The organism is Proteus alimentorum (assembly GCF_002607735.1).
Classification (GTDB): domain Bacteria; phylum Pseudomonadota; class Gammaproteobacteria; order Enterobacterales; family Enterobacteriaceae; genus Proteus; species Proteus alimentorum.
The window spans coordinates 207,133-224,270 of record NZ_NBVR01000020.1 but is presented as its reverse complement, the minus strand read 5'-3'; the positions used below and the strand labels follow the sequence as shown (position 1 = coordinate 224,270).

The window sequence follows — 17,138 nt, the reverse complement described above, 5'->3', positions numbered from 1 at the left end:
AGATGACTAAGTTTTATCTTTGTTATGACTCATCATCTCGATAGTTTGTTATTACTGGGGTTATCTTTATGCCACTTCTAGAGCTAAAACAATTATCTGTGACACAAGCAGGTAAGGTGTTATGGCAAGATCTTTCCTTTTCGTTAGAAGCCGGAGAGCGATTAGGCATTTCAGCGCCAAGTGGTACAGGTAAAACAACGTTAGGTCGTGTTTTGGCACAATGGCAAGCGCCGTCAAGTGGACAAATTCTTTTTAATCAACAACCCTTGACGATGAAAGGTTATTGCCCAATTCAGTTAGTTCCTCAACATCCTGATAAGTGTTTTAACCCTTTTCGTTCAACAGGCGACAGTGTTCGTGATGCTTGGTCACCAGATAACAGTTGGCTTGAAAAATTGAGAATAAAACCTGAGTGGTTAACACGTAGACCTAATGAATTATCAGGTGGTGAATTAGCGCGCATTGCATTATTAAGGGCGCTTGATCCTCGTACTCAAATATTGATTGCTGATGAAGTAACGGCACAATTGGATGCACAAATTCAAGCCGAAATTTGGAAAGTGTTAATTGATGAAAGCCAAAGACGGCCTTTAAGTTTCATTATTTTTAGTCACAATAAAGCGTTACTTGAAAAGGTATCGACAAAAGTGTGGTGGGTTGATCAAGAAAAAAGCAGTTCTATTTTTTCAAATTTGAATGTTTCAATCCGTTAATAAAAAAAGAGCTTCCTATATTTTATAGGAAGCCAACTAATACAACTAATACAACTAAAGTTAACCCTAAATGTAACAATAAGGAATTAGAAGCGATAAGTGTAGTTAATGCCAAACTGCATATCGTGATGACGATAAGTGGTCATTTCCCAATTTGCTTTAGTACCAATAGATGTGTGTTTATCCACTTGATACGTTAATCCAATATGAGCAAATGGACGTTGTTTTAACTGTTTTTTATTTTCTGAATAATCAATATTCTGTTGACCTAAATAATCAATATGGCTACGGAAATCCCCTTGATGATGTGATAAGTTCCACAGTAAGCCCGCTTTAGTATTGAGTATGAAAGATGAGCCTAATAAGTAATCCATACCAAATCCCATTCTGGCTAACAATGAATGCGCTTTAAGGGCATCATAGTGGGCTGCAAATTGGGCATTTTGAGTTTCACTATAAGCTGAGCGTGAGATTTGATTAAAAGTAAGCCCAGCAAATGGCGTTAGTAATAAATTATCTGCTATTGAATAAGGATAATAACCTTGTAACTCAATATGATAGCCAGAAATTTTTGCATTGCCTTTACCTGCCTCAGTATCTTCTAATGTTTGTCTTTCAATCGACACTTTACGATTTAAGTACGCTCCTTTTAATGACAGATGTAATGCATTGCTATTTAATTCTGCATTGAGTGATGGCATTAAATCTAAACTAAAACCAATTAAAGGTAATGCGTAACCTTGATATTGATAGCCTTTAGGTAATGAAGAATAGACGTCGGTATCAATGGCAAGCCCGACAACCAATGGAGTTTGGTTAATATCAAAACGATAAGCGCCACTTAATCCAGTTTGTGTTGCATTGGCTTTATTGATGTTTTGATAGTGTGCAAAGCCACTAATACAGGCTTTTTCAGTCCCAACAGAACAGGTTGCATCAGCTAAATAACGCAGTTGCCCTTGTTGCATGTCGATTAATTTATAGCCATTTTCGGCCATTAATTGTATGGATCTATGCGTATTTTCAATATCAATAGGTTTGCTGATAACGATAGATGGTTTGGTATTTTCTTTCTCTTTGACCTTTTCTTTTGCACGTTGTTCAAGTTCATCTTCTACTGGAATAATCTCTTCAATTTTTTTATCAGCTTTATCTTGATGTTGTTTTTCTGCTTCGTCAGCAATGCGCTTCGCTTCAGCGGCATCTTGGCGTTGTTTCGCTTCTAGCGCGAGACGTTTTTTATTCTCTTCTTCTTTGCGCTGTTTTTCTGCTTCATCAGCAATGCGCTTCGCTTCAGCGGCATCTTGGCGTTGTTTCGCTTCTAGCGCGAGGCGTTTTTTATTCTCTTCTTCTTTGCGCTGTTTTTCTGCTTCATCAGCAATGCGCTTCGCTTCAGCGGCGTCTTGGCGTTGTTTCGCTTCTAGCGCGAGGCGTTTTTTATTCTCTTCTTCTTTGCGCTGTTTTTCTGCTTCGTCAGCAATGCGCTTCGCTTCAGCGGCGTCTTGGCGTTGTTTCGCTTCTAGCGCGAGACGTTTTTTATTCTCTTCTTCTTTGCGCTGTTTTTCTGCTTCATCAGCAATGCGCTTCGCTTCAGCGGCATCTTGGCGTTGTTTCGCTTCTAGCGCGAGGCGTTTTTTATTCTCTTCTTCTTTGCGCTGTTTTTCTGCTTCATCAGCAATGCGCTTCGCTTCAGCGGCATCTTGACGTTGTTTATCTTCTAGCGCGAGACGTTTTTTATTTTCTTCTTCTTTGCGCTGTTTTTCTGCTTCATCAGCAATGCGCTTCGCTTCAGCGGCATCTTGGCGTTGTTTCGCTTCTAGCGCGAGGCGTTTTTTATTCTCTTCTTCTTTGCGCTGTTTTTCTGCTTCATCAGCAATGCGCTTCGCTTCAGCGGCGTCTTGGCGTTGTTTCGCTTCTAGCGCGAGGCGTTTTTTATTCTCTTCTTCTTTGCGCTGTTTTTCTGCCTCGTCAGCAATGCGCTTCGCGTTATCAGCTTCTTGACGTTGTTTTTCAGCATTGAAAGCCTCATCACTGAGTTGATCACTTCTCCAGACAACTTGGCGCCAATTATTATGTTCATCAGTGGCTAAACCATAAATAATTCTTCCATCATCTGTAATAATATGTGCTTCGGAATCTTTCCCACCGTTTAGCGTTCCTAAATCATGCATTGTGTTATTCCAATGAACAAAGCCATGACGGTGAAATATAGTAAAGGCTGAAACGCCTTTTGAATTGGCATTATTGGGAATTGTATCGTAGTTGTAATTATCGGTTTCAGACCAACCTACAATATACTTACCGTCAGCCGAGATATCTGTGGCTCTTGCGTTTCTATATGAAGATTCATTTTGTCTATTAGAAAGGTTGCCAATATTAATAAGTCTATCTTGTGATAAATCATAGCGTATTGCTTGGCTAAAGAGTGCCGAAGATGTTTTTATTCCACTCGGTAGTCTAACTTGATAATCATCATGCCAAACTTCTTCCCAACCGACGCTATAGTTGCCATCTGCTGAAATATCGATGAGTTTTGACGAACCAAATTTAGAACGACTAATCTCTTTTATGGGGCCGTCATTTGTCGTAATAAATGCAATTCTAGGATAATGACTGTCGTTGAGTTGTTTTTTAGAAAGATCTCGATTGAGTTGACCAATAAAAACCTGACCATTATCACTTATTTTTTGAATATCAACATTTCTTCTTTTTATTCCAGCAAAGAAGGGGTATTCCGTTATTGATGAGAGTAGAATGTTTTTTTCTGGATGATCTGATAGATATTTATTTACATTATCAATAGTTAAAGGGATGCTTGTTTTTTTATTTATATCATATATAAATGTTTCTTTTTTATCGTTACTAATGGTTGGGCTATATAAAATAAACTGGCCATCTTTTGTTAAATGCTTAATAGTTATATTTTTTTCTAAAATAGTGAATGTATTACTGTTTGTATTGTACGAGAAAGCATAACATTCAGAATAACCTTGGCAGGTATGAATATATCCCGGCAGAATATCAGTTTTAATCTTTTCATCTAATATAGATTTAGATTCTGTAGCATAACCGACAACGACCGCACCGTTTTCAGAGATTCGCTCTAGATAGACGGTATCTAATCGTTTATCACTCTCTTTATTTATTTTGTTTTTAGTTCTACCACCATCTGTACTAATAAATAATTCACTCGGTAGAAAGCTTTCATTAAAATGACTTTGTTCTCTACTATTATAATTTGGTAAATCTATCCTCATTGCGCGTTCAAAATTATCCGCTACTGTGTGATATGCCGTAAGAGTATCCTGACTTATGGCTGTATATACATAGACACTACCAAATGGAGTAAATAAGTATTGATTATAATTACTTTTACCTAATATTTTACCGTGATTATGTTTGTTATATTCATATCTTTTATCGCGAAGTTGATAATATTCATGGGCATTATTCGAAATGCTAAATGGCTTATAAATTGAATGTCCAATATCTTCTATATTATAATTCCCATAAGAATTAATAGGAAGTATATATGTAGAGAATAATATCAATAATATTGAATTATATTTTGTTTTCATTGCAGGTATCCATAGGGGAGTTTTTCACAGGAGATTAACTTCTGTATTAATTAAAGTCAATTGGATAAAATGAAATGGATATAATGTGTAATAGTTTTTAATTTATTATTGTTATGAGTAAATATTAGGTATCTTAATTAAATTGATATTTCTACGTTCTAATTCATTTTTTAGCGTGATAACTTCTTCTTTACATGCTGAGCGCCAATTACTTGCCACACCATATACACCGTGCTGATGAAAGGCATTTATTCTTATTAATACTGATTCGCCAAGTGAATTAATAAACTGAGAAAGTAATTCAATATTCTCTAAATAATCGGTTTTTTCCGGAATATATAAAAGGCGTAATTCTGTAAGTAATTTATTATTCGCTAACCATTTAATTGATTCTTTAATACGTTGATTACCTCTTCCAGTTAAATAAATATGGGTATCTTCATTCCAGCTTTTTAAATCAATCATCGCACCCTCCATATAAGGCGCAATTTTTTGCCAGCCATTAAGGGATAGTGTGCCATTACTGTCAATTAAACAGGTAAGATGTTTAAGGTCAGGTGCTTGCTTAATCGCTTTAAAATAGTCAATTAAGAAAGGAAGCTGTAACGTTGATTCGCCACCACTGACAGTGATGCCATTAATAAAAGCGGCATATTTACGTGTGATAGTGATTAACTCATCGACGGTATAAGTTAATGTCATCGGACTTGATTGACGGGGACATTGCTGAATACAAGTGTCACATTGCTCACAGCTTGTGCTGTTCCAGTAAATAATACCACTTTTTAGTGAAAGGGCTTGCTGAGGACAGGTTGGAATACAGTCACCACAATTGTCACAGATCCCCATTGTGTAGGGATTGTGACAATTTTTGCAGCGCAAATTGCACCCTTGTAAAAAGATGGCCAGGCGATTACCTGGGCCATCGACACAAGAAAAGGGGAGTATTTTATTTATCGAAACGCATCTGCTGTTCATGGCTTATCACACGCGGTTTACGTTCAGTAATATGGCAATTTGTTGTCGCTTCATCACCTAACCAAGTGGTATTCAGACGAGAACCTTCTTCTTTGTATTTTTTCAGATCCGATAAACGCACCATATAACCTGTAACGCGGACTAAATCATTACCACCCACATTGGCCGTAAATTCTCTTAATCCAGAAGAAAATGCCCCTAAACAGAGTTGCATTAAGGCATCAGGGTTCTGTTTTATGGTTTCATCGACGGTTAAAATATCGCTGATCCCAGAGGTATAAAACTGATGATGAGGGGCAACCGTCATTAAATGGGTAACAGGATCAGGCTCTTTACCATAAGGAATACGTGTTGCCGGCGTGGTGCCAATATCGGAGCTAATACCTGATTGTGCGTGTAACATAGCACGTTGTTTCCAGCCATATTTTACTGGAGTATCAGCAACAAACTGCGCCAGTTTTTCACTAATCACATAGCTCAGTTTGTTGGCGGATCCATTATCACCATAAGCAACGTGCTTGCCTTCTTTTTCAAGTAAAAGTGCAACGGCTTCTGCCATGCCATAAATACCAAACATTGGCGCAAAACGATCGGGTGAGATCAAACCTTCTTCCACTAAGAAACTCTGTTGAAAGAAGTGAGATTTTTCATAAAGAAACTCGCAACGCACATCAATGATCTCGATTTGTTTCTGCATATAAAACGGCAAAACATTATTCAGAAAATCTTGGCTATCTTGGCTGTGTTTAGCAACTTCTTTAAGGTTAATCCGTACTAAAGTGCTACCGCCACCGCTTTGAGGCAGCGAGTTATAACAACTCACAATGCCATATTCATCTTTGCCAAATACAGCATCTTGCAAAGGCCCATTAGCAATATGAGGCTTACTGCTGTGGCAAATATTGGTAATTGCCTGATGCAATAAATCAGATGGTGTCGAGTTCGCATCGTAAATAAAGGTGAGGTTAGGAGCGACTTGTTGAAGTTCTACATCTATTTTAAGGATTAAGCGTGTGATGATGGAGTCTTCAGGGCCAATATTCGCGTGCATAAACGCATCAGGCAGGGTTCTATCAAGATAGCGCCAGAAACGTTTTAATTTAGGGTAAAGCTGTTCTTCGGTCAGTTTACCCACATAAGGTAATAAGATTTTATCAATACGACCCAAATACACAGGCATAGAGGTTACAGAAGGTACATGATGATAAAGAATAGTTAGCATATTCAGTGCATCATCAAAATCTTGTGCGGGCTCTAGCTCTAAATAGTGAGAGCCTTGTGCTAAAAACTTTGCATAATCCGGTAAAACATAACGTGGTTTATAAGGGGCGTGACCTTCATACATATCACAGATAACCCGCTGTTCAAGTGCTTTAGTTGCATCCTCAGAAAGTGCTGGATAAGGCAACATATTTTCTGCTTCTAATGCGAGAAAATGACGCTTTTGTTCAGGGGAAAGGGTTGGGTTTTCTACGATTTGTTGACAACGTTGGATAACAGATTGTTCAGTCATAACCACCTCAGTACTCAAAGAGCCATAAAAAGATTTAAAACCTATCTTTTTAGGTTAATGACTTGATTAAAATTTACCGTGACTTTAAACAAAACCCCTTTAAAGATTAAGGAAATAGCACAAAAATACGCATAAATTAGATATATCTAAATTAATTTGTGCCTATTAGAAATCAAAAGGTGAGTCACCCATTTATTGATGACTCACCTTTTGATTTTTTTAAATAAACGGTGTGTTACTTTTTGTTTGATGTGTCGTCTGTTTCTTCTTGCTCTTTAGTGACGTGACTATCTTGATTATCATTTTCATTCTCTTCATCGTCTTTTTCAGTACGAGGCGGTAAATTGGCCGTTAATAAATAAGGAGACTGTTGCCAATGAACGGGAGTTAGCTGAAGAAGGTTATGAGAAAGCAAAAAGCCAATCGCAAGTGCAACCAATAACATGACTCGCAATAAATTAGTGGTGTTATCGACTTGGCTTGATTCAGTGACAAGTTGATGAGTATCCAGCGTGAGTCTTAAAAAGCCTTTGGGTTTATCTTTGCCCGGCACAGGCACAACAAGTTGATGATTAAAAGAACCTCCACTCTTTTGCCCTTCTAAAGCTAATCGCTCTTTAACAGTGACATTTTCACCACTATGCGCTATTTGTGTACCATCTTCTAAATAAAGGCTGGCATCAAGCACCCGACTATCGTGGGTCAGATGATTTAAATTAGCCATAATGAGGGGATTTACGTTATCTTTGCTACTGTCATCTATATAAGTGGATAAAGAGAACGCAACTTGTTCTGCCAGTGTTTTTGCAAGCTCTTCAAACTGAGTGATACGGGCGTGCTGATTGGCACGGCTAAAATAAGACGCGCCTTGCATAAGAAATGCCAATAGTGCGATACAAATCAGTATAATCGCCGTTTTTTGTAGTTTGAATTTTAGTTTGTCTTTAAGCATGTTCATCCTTTTGCGTAAGCAAGTATGTGCATGTTGCCAGATGAGCCAGAGATAGAATAGGCTGAATAACGATTATTTTGTTCAGACAGGGGAAAACAGGAGAATAAGTATGTCAAATAGTCTGACCTATTGCTATTTACCGGATGAAATCCGTAAATGGCCAGGTCTGCCTTTATCACTCAGTGGTGAAGAGGTGATGCCACTAGATTATCGTGCTGGTGATAGCGGATGGTTACTTTATGGACGTGAACTTGATAAGAAAAGAATAAGCGAGTTCCAACATAAATTAGGCGTGGCAATCGTGGTGGTTTCTTCATGGCGTATTGATGATTATCAAGTGGTGCGTATTGCAGGTAGCCTAACTCGCCGAATTCGCCGTTTATCTGATGAATGTGGCCTAGATGTCGTTCCTCTAGGTGAAATCCCTCGCTTGCGTTCTCCGGGGCTTTTAGTGATGGATATGGACTCAACGGCTATTCAAATTGAGTGCATCGATGAAATTGCAAAATTGGCGGGTGTAGGTGATAAAGTTGCAGCGATAACAGAACGCGCAATGCAAGGCGAAATGGATTTTAGTGAAAGCTTAAAACTCCGAGTTGCTGAACTTAAAGGTGCAGACGCGTCTATTTTGCAAAAAGTGATGGATGATTTACCACTTATGCCGGGATTAACAAGCTTAGTTCGAAAACTTCAGGCAATGGATTGGCATATTGCTATTGCCTCCGGTGGTTTTACTTATTTTGCTGATAATTTAAAACAAAAATTACGTTTAGTGTCCGCGGTGGCTAATCATCTTGAAATTAAAGATGGCAAACTCACTGGTAAAGTTAAAGGCCCTATTGTTGATGCGAAATATAAAGCACAAGTCCTTGCGCGTTTAGCTAAGGATTTAGAGATCCCAATAGAGCAAACAATTGCCATTGGTGATGGCGCAAACGATCTTAAAATGTTGAGAAAAGCAGGACTTGGTATTGCTTATCATGCGAAGCCTAAAGTGTATGCTCAGGCGAAAGTGGCTATTCGTCACGCTGATCTAATGGGTGTATTGTGCATTTTAAGTGGTGGTTTAAAACACGAAGAGCGCTAAGCGCGTTTTTCTGAAATCGTTATTGTTGGGAGAGAAGTGTGGCAAAAGCAGCAAAAAGAGCCTTTGTATGTAATGAATGTGGTGCTGATTATCCTCGTTGGCAAGGGCAATGCTCTGCTTGTCATGCGTGGAATACAATTACAGAAGTGCGCCTTGCCGCAGCCTCTTCTTCCCGCAATGATCGTTTTAGTGGATTTGCGGGTGATGCAAAAGGCGTTAGCCGTGTTCAAAAGCTATCGGAAATTAGCCTTGAAGCATTACCCCGATTCTCAACGGGATTTAAAGAGTTTGACCGTGTATTAGGCGGTGGCGTTGTACCCGGAAGTGCCATTTTAATCGGGGGAAGCCCCGGCGCAGGTAAAAGTACGCTATTACTACAAACTATGTGCCGTTTAGCCACAGAAATGAAAACACTGTATGTCACGGGTGAAGAGTCACTACAACAAGTCGCTATGCGTGCTCATCGATTAGGTTTACCGACAGCAGAACTGAATATGTTGTCAGAAACCAGTATTGAACAGATTTGTTTAATTGCCTCACAAGAACAACCTAAATTAATGGTGATTGACTCTATTCAAGTGATGCATATGGCGGATATTCAATCTTCACCGGGCAGTGTTGCTCAAGTGCGTGAAACGGCCGCTTATCTAACTCGTTTTGCTAAAACCAATGATGTCGCCATTATTATGGTTGGCCATGTGACAAAAGATGGCACATTGGCAGGACCTAAAGTACTGGAACACTGCATTGACTGTTCTGTTATGTTGGATGGTGAAACAGACTCTCGTTTCCGTACTTTACGCAGCCATAAAAACCGTTTTGGTGCGGTTAATGAATTAGGCGTTTTTGCAATGACAGAACAAGGATTACGAGAAGTGAGTAATCCCTCAGCGATCTTTTTAAGTCGTGGAGATGAAATAACATCAGGTAGTTCTGTTATGGTGGTGTGGGAAGGAACAAGACCTTTACTGGTTGAGATCCAAGCCTTAGTCGATCACTCAATGTTGTCCAATCCTCGTCGTGTTGCGGTGGGATTAGAGCAAAATCGTCTTGCTATTCTACTGGCTGTTTTACATCGCCATGGTGGTTTACAAATGTCTGATCAAGACGTTTTTGTGAATGTGGTGGGGGGCGTAAAAGTCACAGAAACCAGTGCAGACTTAGCCTTGTTATTATCATTAGTATCAAGTTTCCGTAATCGTCCTTTACCGCGTGATTTAGTGATATTTGGTGAAGTTGGGCTTGCGGGAGAAATTCGACCTGTACCTAGTGGGCAGGAGCGTATTGCAGAAGCTGCAAAACATGGATTTAAACGGGCAATTGTTCCAAGCGCGAATATGCCGAAAAAAAATCCCGCCGATATGAAAGTGTATGGTGTGAAGAAGCTGTCAGATGCGTTATCTGTCCTTGATGATTTGGAAGACTTCTAAAGGAGAAAAGTATGGGCTCTTTTGATTATATCAAACAGGCTATCAGAAAAAATGGATATACTTTACAACAAGTTGCTGATGAAAGTGATATGACGAAAGGCTATCTTAGCCAATTGATTAATAATAAAATCAAGAGTCCCAGTGCGCAAAAGATGTCGGCATTACACCAATTTTTAGGGTTAGAATACCCCGTGAAAAAGAAAACGATTGGTGTGATTTTTGGCAAATTTTATCCTCTTCACACCGGACATATTTATTTAATTCAACGCGCTTGTAGTCAAGTCGATGAATTGCATGTCATTTTATGTCATGACGAGCCTCGTGATAAAAACCTATTTATTAACAGTGCGATGTCACAGCAACCGACTGTCAGTGACAGATTGCGCTGGTTATTACAAACCTTTAAATATCAAAAGAATATCCGTATTCATGAGTTTGACGAGCATGGTATCGAGCCACAACCTCATGGTTGGGAAATGTGGAGTGAAGGGATCAAAACGTTTTTGCGCGAAAAGCAAATTACACCTGATTTTATCTATACCAGTGAGCGAGAGGACGCGAATCAATACAACGTGTTCTTAGGTATTGAAACCGTGTTGATTGATCCTGAACGCTCATTTATGAACATTAGCGGTCGTCAAATTCGCCAAGCACCGTTTAAATATTGGGAATATATTCCAACGGAAGTAAAACCCTTCTTTGTGCGCACAGTGGCGATTTTAGGCGGTGAATCCAGCGGTAAATCCACGTTAGTGAATAAGCTCGCCAATATTTTCAATACCACCAGCGCATGGGAATATGGGCGTGATTATGTCTTCTCTCATTTAGGGGGAGATGAAATGGCGTTGCAATACTCCGACTACGATAAAATTGCGTTAGGTCATGCTCAATATATTGATTTTGCTGTTAAATATGCGAATAAAGTGGCCTTTGTTGATACGGATTTTGTGACCACACAAGCATTTTGTTTACGTTATGAGGGCAAAGAACATCCTTTTGTTCAAGCGCTGATTGATGAATATCGTTTTGATTTAGTGATTTTGCTAGAAAACAACACACCATGGGTTGCTGATGGTCTACGCAGTTTAGGTAGCGATAAAGAGAGACGTTATTTTCAAACCTTATTGATGGAAATGCTCGATAAAAATAATATTGAATATATCAAAGTAAACTCACCTGATTATGACGAGCGCTTTTTAAGTTGTGTTGAATTAGTGAGAGAATTATTAATGATGCAGTCAAAGCATATTGAATAACGTTATGATTAGAAACGCCATTTTATGGCGTTTTCTACATTTGATAACCTCACTTTTACCAAAAAATAAATCACTTCAACTTACTATTCTTCATCTCTGATGACTTATAAGAATTAAATCCCTGCCCAAAAGATAAAAATATATAAAAAAATCTGTCAAATAAGCTATCTACGTAATAATGCTATTTTTTTCAATAAGGTGAAAAAGGTTACTGAAAATTAATTCAGGGATCTTTATGATAGATATCAGGTATAGATTTATCAGTGTGTATTTCTTTTGCCATTAGGTGTGAGAGGGATCACACGCTTTATCTTCATTCGCTCAGGTGAAGAAGCAGACTATTTTTCGTAAAAGGACAAGATAATGGCGCAACCTTCCCGTGTTTCACTTCATATCAAGAAAACAGTCATTTCGTTAGCGATTGCTGCTTTAGGTTTTACCGTTTCATCAAATGCATTGGCTTATCAAAAAGTTCATCAACCCGATAATAGTTATCAACAGTATGTCTCTCAGCGCCAAACGGTTGATAGTTTGATCCAAGATGCATTAGATGCCTTTAAGTCACCCGCGCGAGTCTCTGATGCGGGCTTTACGGGAAAACTGCCATCAAATATGGAAATTGTGGCGCAAAAACTGCAGCAAGCTTATAAATTAGAACCTTATCGCCTCGATTTATTATTTAGCACGGCTAGCGCTTATATCTATAACAATGATGTTCCTCGCGCAATTACGATTTATAAACAGATCCTAGAAGCGGCTCCTGATGATATTGATGCACTAATTTACGTTACTTCATGGACGCGTTTTGAGGGTAAAGGCAAAGAGAGCGAAGCGTATTTCAATAAGTTGAAATCATTAAATCCAGCGAAAGCTGAAGAGATTAGTCGCTTCTTTGCTCAAATTGATCGTGTTAGCAAAATGCCGTTAAGCGATAAATTGACGCCTGCTGATTTAGCAAAACTGAATAAAACTAAAGATAACAATGCGATTGTGACATTGGGTTATGCGTTAAATCCCGATGGTACAATGAACAAAATCTTAATTGAACGTCTAAATAAAACCTTAGAAGTGGCTAAACAATTGCCTGATGCCATGATTGTTGTGACAGGGGGCGTACCTAAAGCTCACCAAACAGAAGGTAAATTAATGGCGGATTGGTTGGTGAAAAACGGTATTGCGCCAGAACGTATTTTCCAAGAGAACTATGCGCGTACAACCGTCGAAAATGCGCTATTTAGCCGTTATGCTTTAACTAAACATCGTATTAAAACAGCTGTGATTATTAGCTCTGGTAGCCATGTCCGTCGTGCCGATGCAATTTTTACTCTCGCAAGCTGGCAAAGTGGTCCAAGTGATATCACTTACTTAACGGTTGTTGCACCTGATAAACCATTGGCAGAATTACAAAAAGCCAGTAAATCCGATATACAGGGCATTTATCGTGATGGTTTAAAAGCGCTAGGATTATGGAGTTTCCGCAGTTATCCATTAGAAGAGCGTTGATTTAGGTAAATATTGAATAGTGAAAGAGCTCAAATATGAAGTGATTTTATAACGTTGAGCTCTTTTTTAGATAATAAAAGTAACTCTGATAACGCTCGCTAGTGATTGAAAAAATCTTGAATTGAGAGCGTTTCTGATCCTGCTGTGGCAGAAGCTTATTTTAGCAATGTTTGCCAATCATTTGGTGGTTTTCCTGCTTTTAGTTTTGATGAAAATACTTTATATGCATCACTTTTAGAGTCGTAAGCATGTCGTGTATTCACCTATGCTAGTCAGTAAGTGGTGCGTCTAAGTCAATTTCAACGCCATCAGTAAGCTCTTTCACCTCAGCCCATAATGTTGTAGGTACTGATTTGATATGCTGTGCATTTTTCTTCATATCTTTTTCAAGGAAAGAGAGAAATTCAGATATAACGGGATCATATTGTTTCTCCTTAACTTTATCCCATGATCAGATAAGTTGTTCAAACGATCGGGAATTTGCAAGTCATGATATCGTAATGCAAATGCATTGTGCGTATCGTTTAATAGAACGATTTTTTATGGACAAATTAGTATATTTATTGAATTGATAACAATTCTCATTACTATTGTTTCTTACGATAGTTTATAACGAGAACAATAAAGTGAGAATTCCTCTGATGATATGTGCATTAATGGCTTCTTTCCCTAGTTTTTCCAATTGCTTAACCGTAACCGAAGGCAAAGAAATAACTGGTCAATTTGATAACGACACGCTATGTTTTACCACGCATTTAGAGCGTGAACGTTATGCCGAACTGAATGTGAAAGGAATACAAAACCTACGTTTAGAAACTCAAGATGGCAAGCATCTGCGCAGTTTATTAAAAGAAGTTCCTACAGATGGAAAACAAAAAGTTCGCTTTTTATTGCCTGAAACTGCGATTTATCAATTGATTGCACAAGGTGAGGTGGGAAAACCATGGCAACTCACATTGACAACACAGCCTTATCAGCCTTTAGACAAAGATGCGGAGATTGCACTAACTAGCCCCCGTTTACAAACACTCGCAAAACAACTCAATCAACAAAATATTCAGGCATTTTGGCAACAGGTACGCCACGAAGGTACACCCCTTATTGAGCCTTATGATAAGGATAAAAAGTTAGTGACTTTCTTATGGCAAGGTGCAAAAAAGAATGTTTATTTATTGGGATCACCCGATGGTAATCATGATCCGTTAACCCATTTGGCCAATAGTGATATTTGGTATCGTAGTTATATCGTACCTAATGATACGTTAATGCAATATAAGTTAGCGCCTGATGTTCCGATTATTGAGAATGTAGAACCCTTTGAACAACGTCGCGCAATTTTAACTACCGCACAAGCGGATCCGTTTAATCCCCACAATTCGCCAAGTCAATTTGAAGATATCTATAATCACTTTTCTTTATTATCGTTAGATCGACAACGTGAATGCCAATTACCCGATATTCTTAACAGAACAATGAAAGGCAAGACGGAGATTGTTCGTTTTCACAGTGAAATCTTAAATAATGATCGTGAAATTGCACTTTATCTGCCTGCCCAAAAAATGGAAACACCGCGGATCCTCGTATTATTTGATGGTCAAACGTATCGCCGCCAATATGGTATTGATCGGTTTTTTGATAAGCAGATCGAGGAGGGTAAATTGGCGCCAATAATGATCTTATTTGTTGATAGTATTGATAGTGATCGTCGTAGTGTTGAATTACCGCCGAATCCTGATTTTTACCGTTTCTTGGCAGATGAACTCTTTGTTTGGCTAGAAAAAGAGAAGGGTATTCACGTATCAGGAGAAGAAACGATGGTATCAGGCTCAAGTTATGGCGGATTAGCGTCCTCTTGGGTGGCATTTAATCGCCCTGATCGCTTTGGTAAAGTGCTGAGTATGTCTGGCTCTTATTGGTGGGCGCCTGAAAATGAAGAGCCTGAATGGCTTATTCGACAATTTGAGCAAGCAGATAAAAAGCCATTACAGTTTTTCTTAGAGGCTGGGTTATTTGAAAGCCGTGGTGATAAAGGCGGGATTTTAAATAATAATCGTCATCTTAAACAGGTTTTAGAGCAAAAAGGTTATCCTGTTAAATCACTCGAAATGGCCAGTGGACATGATTATATTTCTTGGTGTGAAACCCTGTATTTGGGGGTCAAAGCATTAACTCAAGAGAATGACGAGTTTAAGATCTTGCCTTAATACCACGTCTTAACTATATGCTTTAATACAACCAAAGCTTATACATGCATTAGCGGTATAAGCTTTTTGTTTGTCATCAACTTGTCATAAAGTTGTCATTGAAATCGCTTTTACTCTTCATTTCTCTGTCATTTAACTGCCGTAAGCTTTTCCTGACTTAAAACATTAACCCTGTTTTTTACTTTAGAGTGCAAGGAAAAAGCTATGTCTCATCGTTACCAACGTTCTATTTTATCCGTTATTGTAACAACACTATTGGCTGGCGCGAGTTTCTCTTCTTTTGCAGCTCCCGTTGCTGCTGATGCAATTTTGGCACAAGATCGCGCAGCAAAAGGTAATATTACGGAATTTGGCGGTGCTCGCCGTATGACTCAGGATCAAACTGAGGCATTAAAAGCCGCTTTACATAATAACCAAGCGAAAAATGTGATCCTCTTTATTGGTGATGGTATGGGGGATTCTGAAATCACTGTTGCGCGTAACTATGCTGAAGGTGCAGGTGGTTTCTTTAAAGGTATCGATGCCTTACCTATTACGGGTCAATATACACACTATGCTTTAGATAAAAAAACACAAAAACCTAATTATGTAACAGACTCCGCCGCTTCTGCGACAGCATGGGCTTCGGGTGTGAAAACCTATAATGGTGCATTAGGGATTGATGTGTTTGGTCAGGATCACCAAACCATTTTGGAATTAGCAAAAGCCAATGGAAAGGCCACAGGGAACGTGACAACCTCTGAAATCCAAGATGCGACACCTGCGGCACTGTTCTCGCATGTCACAGGACGTAAATGTTATGGCCCTGTTGAAACCTTAGAGAAGTGCTCAACCAATGCACTTGAAAATGGGGGGCGAGGCTCTATCTCCGAGCAACTCTTAGTGACTCGTGCTGATGTTACATTAGGGGGCGGTGCGAAAAGTTTTGCACAAACTGCGACTGCGGGTGAATACAAAGGTAAAACGTTAGAACAACAAGCGATTGAACGCGGTTATCAAATTGTCAAAGACGCAAAATCGTTAGATGCGATTACACTGGCAAACCAAGATAAACCCGTATTAGGTTTATTCCATGATGGAAATATGGCGGTGGCATGGGAAGGCCCTAAAGCCACGTATCATGGTAATTTAAATAATCCACCTTTAGAGTGTAAACCTAACGCTAAACTCGATCCAAATGCGCCAACACTGGCACAAATGACCAAAAAAGCGATCGACTTACTGAAGACCAATGAAAATGGCTTCTTCTTACAAGTTGAAAGTGCCTCTATTGATAAGCAAGATCATAATGCTAATCCTTGCGGGCAAATTGGTGAAACCGTTGCACTAGATGAAGCCGTACAAATCGGCTTAGATTTTGCTAAACAAAACGGTGATACGCTGATTATTGTCACTGCTGACCATGCGCATTCAAGTCAAATTATTGAAGCTGATGTGAAATCCAGTGGGTTAACACAGGCGCTTATCACCAAAGATGGTGCGGTGATGGTGGTGAATTATGGTAACTCAGAAGAAGAGTCACAAGAGCATACTGGGGCACAATTACGGGTTGCCGCTTATGGTCCACATGCTGCGAATGTGGTTGGGTTAACTGACCAAACAGACTTATTCTTCACAATGCGTGATGCGATGGGTCTGAAGTAAATTTCAGTTGAATTTATAGTCTGTCTGAACCTGTAGTCGAATTGCCTTACTAAATTGTTGTATTTTCGCGCGACTTAGAGAGATACCCTCTGGTCGCGTTTTTTTATTAAGCATTAAGCCTATTTAAAATAAAATGATAATAAATCAATAAGTTACTTACAGGCTGATTTTGAAAGTTACATATTCTCTGCTATAATTAACAGAACTTACAAATTAATCTATGTAATATTCTCAATTTCTCCATTGATTATTGTACTTAAGTTGCAATATCTTTTTGTCT

The 17,138-nt window shown here is 38.9% G+C and carries 12 protein-coding genes and 1 pseudogene; 7 read left to right on the top strand and 6 right to left on the bottom strand.

All coding sequences use genetic code 11. The features are described from left to right. The first annotated feature begins 68 nt into the window (after nt 1-68). On the top strand, nt 69-713 hold the full coding sequence (locus B6258_RS06225; protein ID WP_099074543.1) for an ATP-binding cassette domain-containing protein: 645 nt from the start codon (nt 69-71) through the stop codon (nt 711-713). 86 nt (nt 714-799) lie between these two features. Here B6258_RS06225 and B6258_RS18275 read toward each other — a convergent pair whose 3' ends face one another. From B6258_RS18275 to B6258_RS06205, 4 genes are all read right to left on the bottom strand, one after another. Then, nucleotides 800-3,970 carry an autotransporter domain-containing protein gene (locus B6258_RS18275; protein ID WP_240531529.1) on the bottom strand — a complete coding sequence of 1,057 codons (3,171 nt, stop codon included), beginning with the start codon at nt 3,968-3,970 and terminating at the stop codon, nt 800-802. A 432-nt stretch (nt 3,971-4,402) separates the two neighbouring features. Then, nucleotides 4,403-5,269 (bottom strand): YjjW family glycine radical enzyme activase, encoded by an 867-nt coding sequence (locus B6258_RS06215; protein ID WP_099074542.1) that lies wholly within the window; start codon nt 5,267-5,269, stop codon nt 4,403-4,405. After that, entirely contained in the window at nt 5,241-6,782 is a 1,542-nt protein-coding gene (locus B6258_RS06210; RefSeq protein ID WP_099074541.1) for a YjjI family glycine radical enzyme, read from the bottom strand. Before B6258_RS06210 ends, B6258_RS06215 begins: the two co-directional genes overlap by 29 nt. 235 nt (nt 6,783-7,017) lie before the next feature. After that, nucleotides 7,018-7,734, bottom strand: a complete 717-nt coding sequence (locus tag B6258_RS06205; RefSeq protein ID WP_099074540.1) for a YtjB family periplasmic protein — start codon at nt 7,732-7,734, stop codon at nt 7,018-7,020. A gap of 109 nt (nt 7,735-7,843) precedes the next feature. On the opposite strand from B6258_RS06205, the gene serB reads away from it, so the two are divergent. From serB to B6258_RS06185, 4 genes are all read left to right on the top strand, one after another. Beyond that, nucleotides 7,844-8,821, top strand: coding sequence for a phosphoserine phosphatase (gene serB, locus B6258_RS06200; protein WP_099074539.1), 978 nt, complete (start codon nt 7,844-7,846; stop codon nt 8,819-8,821). 38 nt (nt 8,822-8,859) lie between these two features. Next, entirely contained in the window at nt 8,860-10,251 is a 1,392-nt protein-coding gene (gene radA, locus B6258_RS06195) for a DNA repair protein RadA (protein ID WP_099074538.1), read from the top strand. Nucleotides 10,252-10,262: 11 nt separating this feature from the next. Further along, nucleotides 10,263-11,507, top strand: coding sequence for a multifunctional transcriptional regulator/nicotinamide-nucleotide adenylyltransferase/ribosylnicotinamide kinase NadR (nadR, locus tag B6258_RS06190; RefSeq protein WP_099074537.1), 1,245 nt, complete (start codon nt 10,263-10,265; stop codon nt 11,505-11,507). Nucleotides 11,508-11,870: 363 nt separating this feature from the next. Further along, nucleotides 11,871-13,010: an ElyC/SanA/YdcF family protein gene (locus B6258_RS06185; RefSeq protein WP_099074536.1), complete on the top strand. Its 1,140-nt coding sequence runs from the start codon at nt 11,871-11,873 to the stop codon at nt 13,008-13,010. Nucleotides 13,011-13,165: 155 nt separating this feature from the next. On the opposite strand, the gene B6258_RS17865 is transcribed toward B6258_RS06185, so the two are convergent. Both B6258_RS17865 and B6258_RS06180 read right to left on the bottom strand, forming a co-directional pair. After that, nucleotides 13,166-13,273 carry a type II toxin-antitoxin system YhaV family toxin gene (locus tag B6258_RS17865; protein ID WP_129586847.1) on the bottom strand — a complete coding sequence of 36 codons (108 nt, stop codon included), beginning with the start codon at nt 13,271-13,273 and terminating at the stop codon, nt 13,166-13,168. A 5-nt stretch (nt 13,274-13,278) separates the two neighbouring features. Then, a pseudogene (locus tag B6258_RS06180) lies at nt 13,279-13,440 on the bottom strand (type II toxin-antitoxin system PrlF family antitoxin); the annotation flags it as partial. 196 nt (nt 13,441-13,636) lie between these two features. On the opposite strand from B6258_RS06180, the gene B6258_RS06175 reads away from it, so the two are divergent. Together B6258_RS06175 and phoA are read left to right on the top strand one after the other, a co-directional pair. After that, nucleotides 13,637-15,214 carry an alpha/beta hydrolase-fold protein gene (locus B6258_RS06175; protein ID WP_240531528.1) on the top strand — a complete coding sequence of 526 codons (1,578 nt, stop codon included), beginning with the start codon at nt 13,637-13,639 and terminating at the stop codon, nt 15,212-15,214. Nucleotides 15,215-15,418: 204 nt separating this feature from the next. Continuing rightward, a complete protein-coding gene (phoA, locus tag B6258_RS06170; protein WP_099074533.1) occupies nt 15,419-16,858 on the top strand; it encodes an alkaline phosphatase in 1,440 nt (479 codons plus the stop codon). The last annotated feature ends 280 nt before the right edge of the window (nt 16,859-17,138 follow it).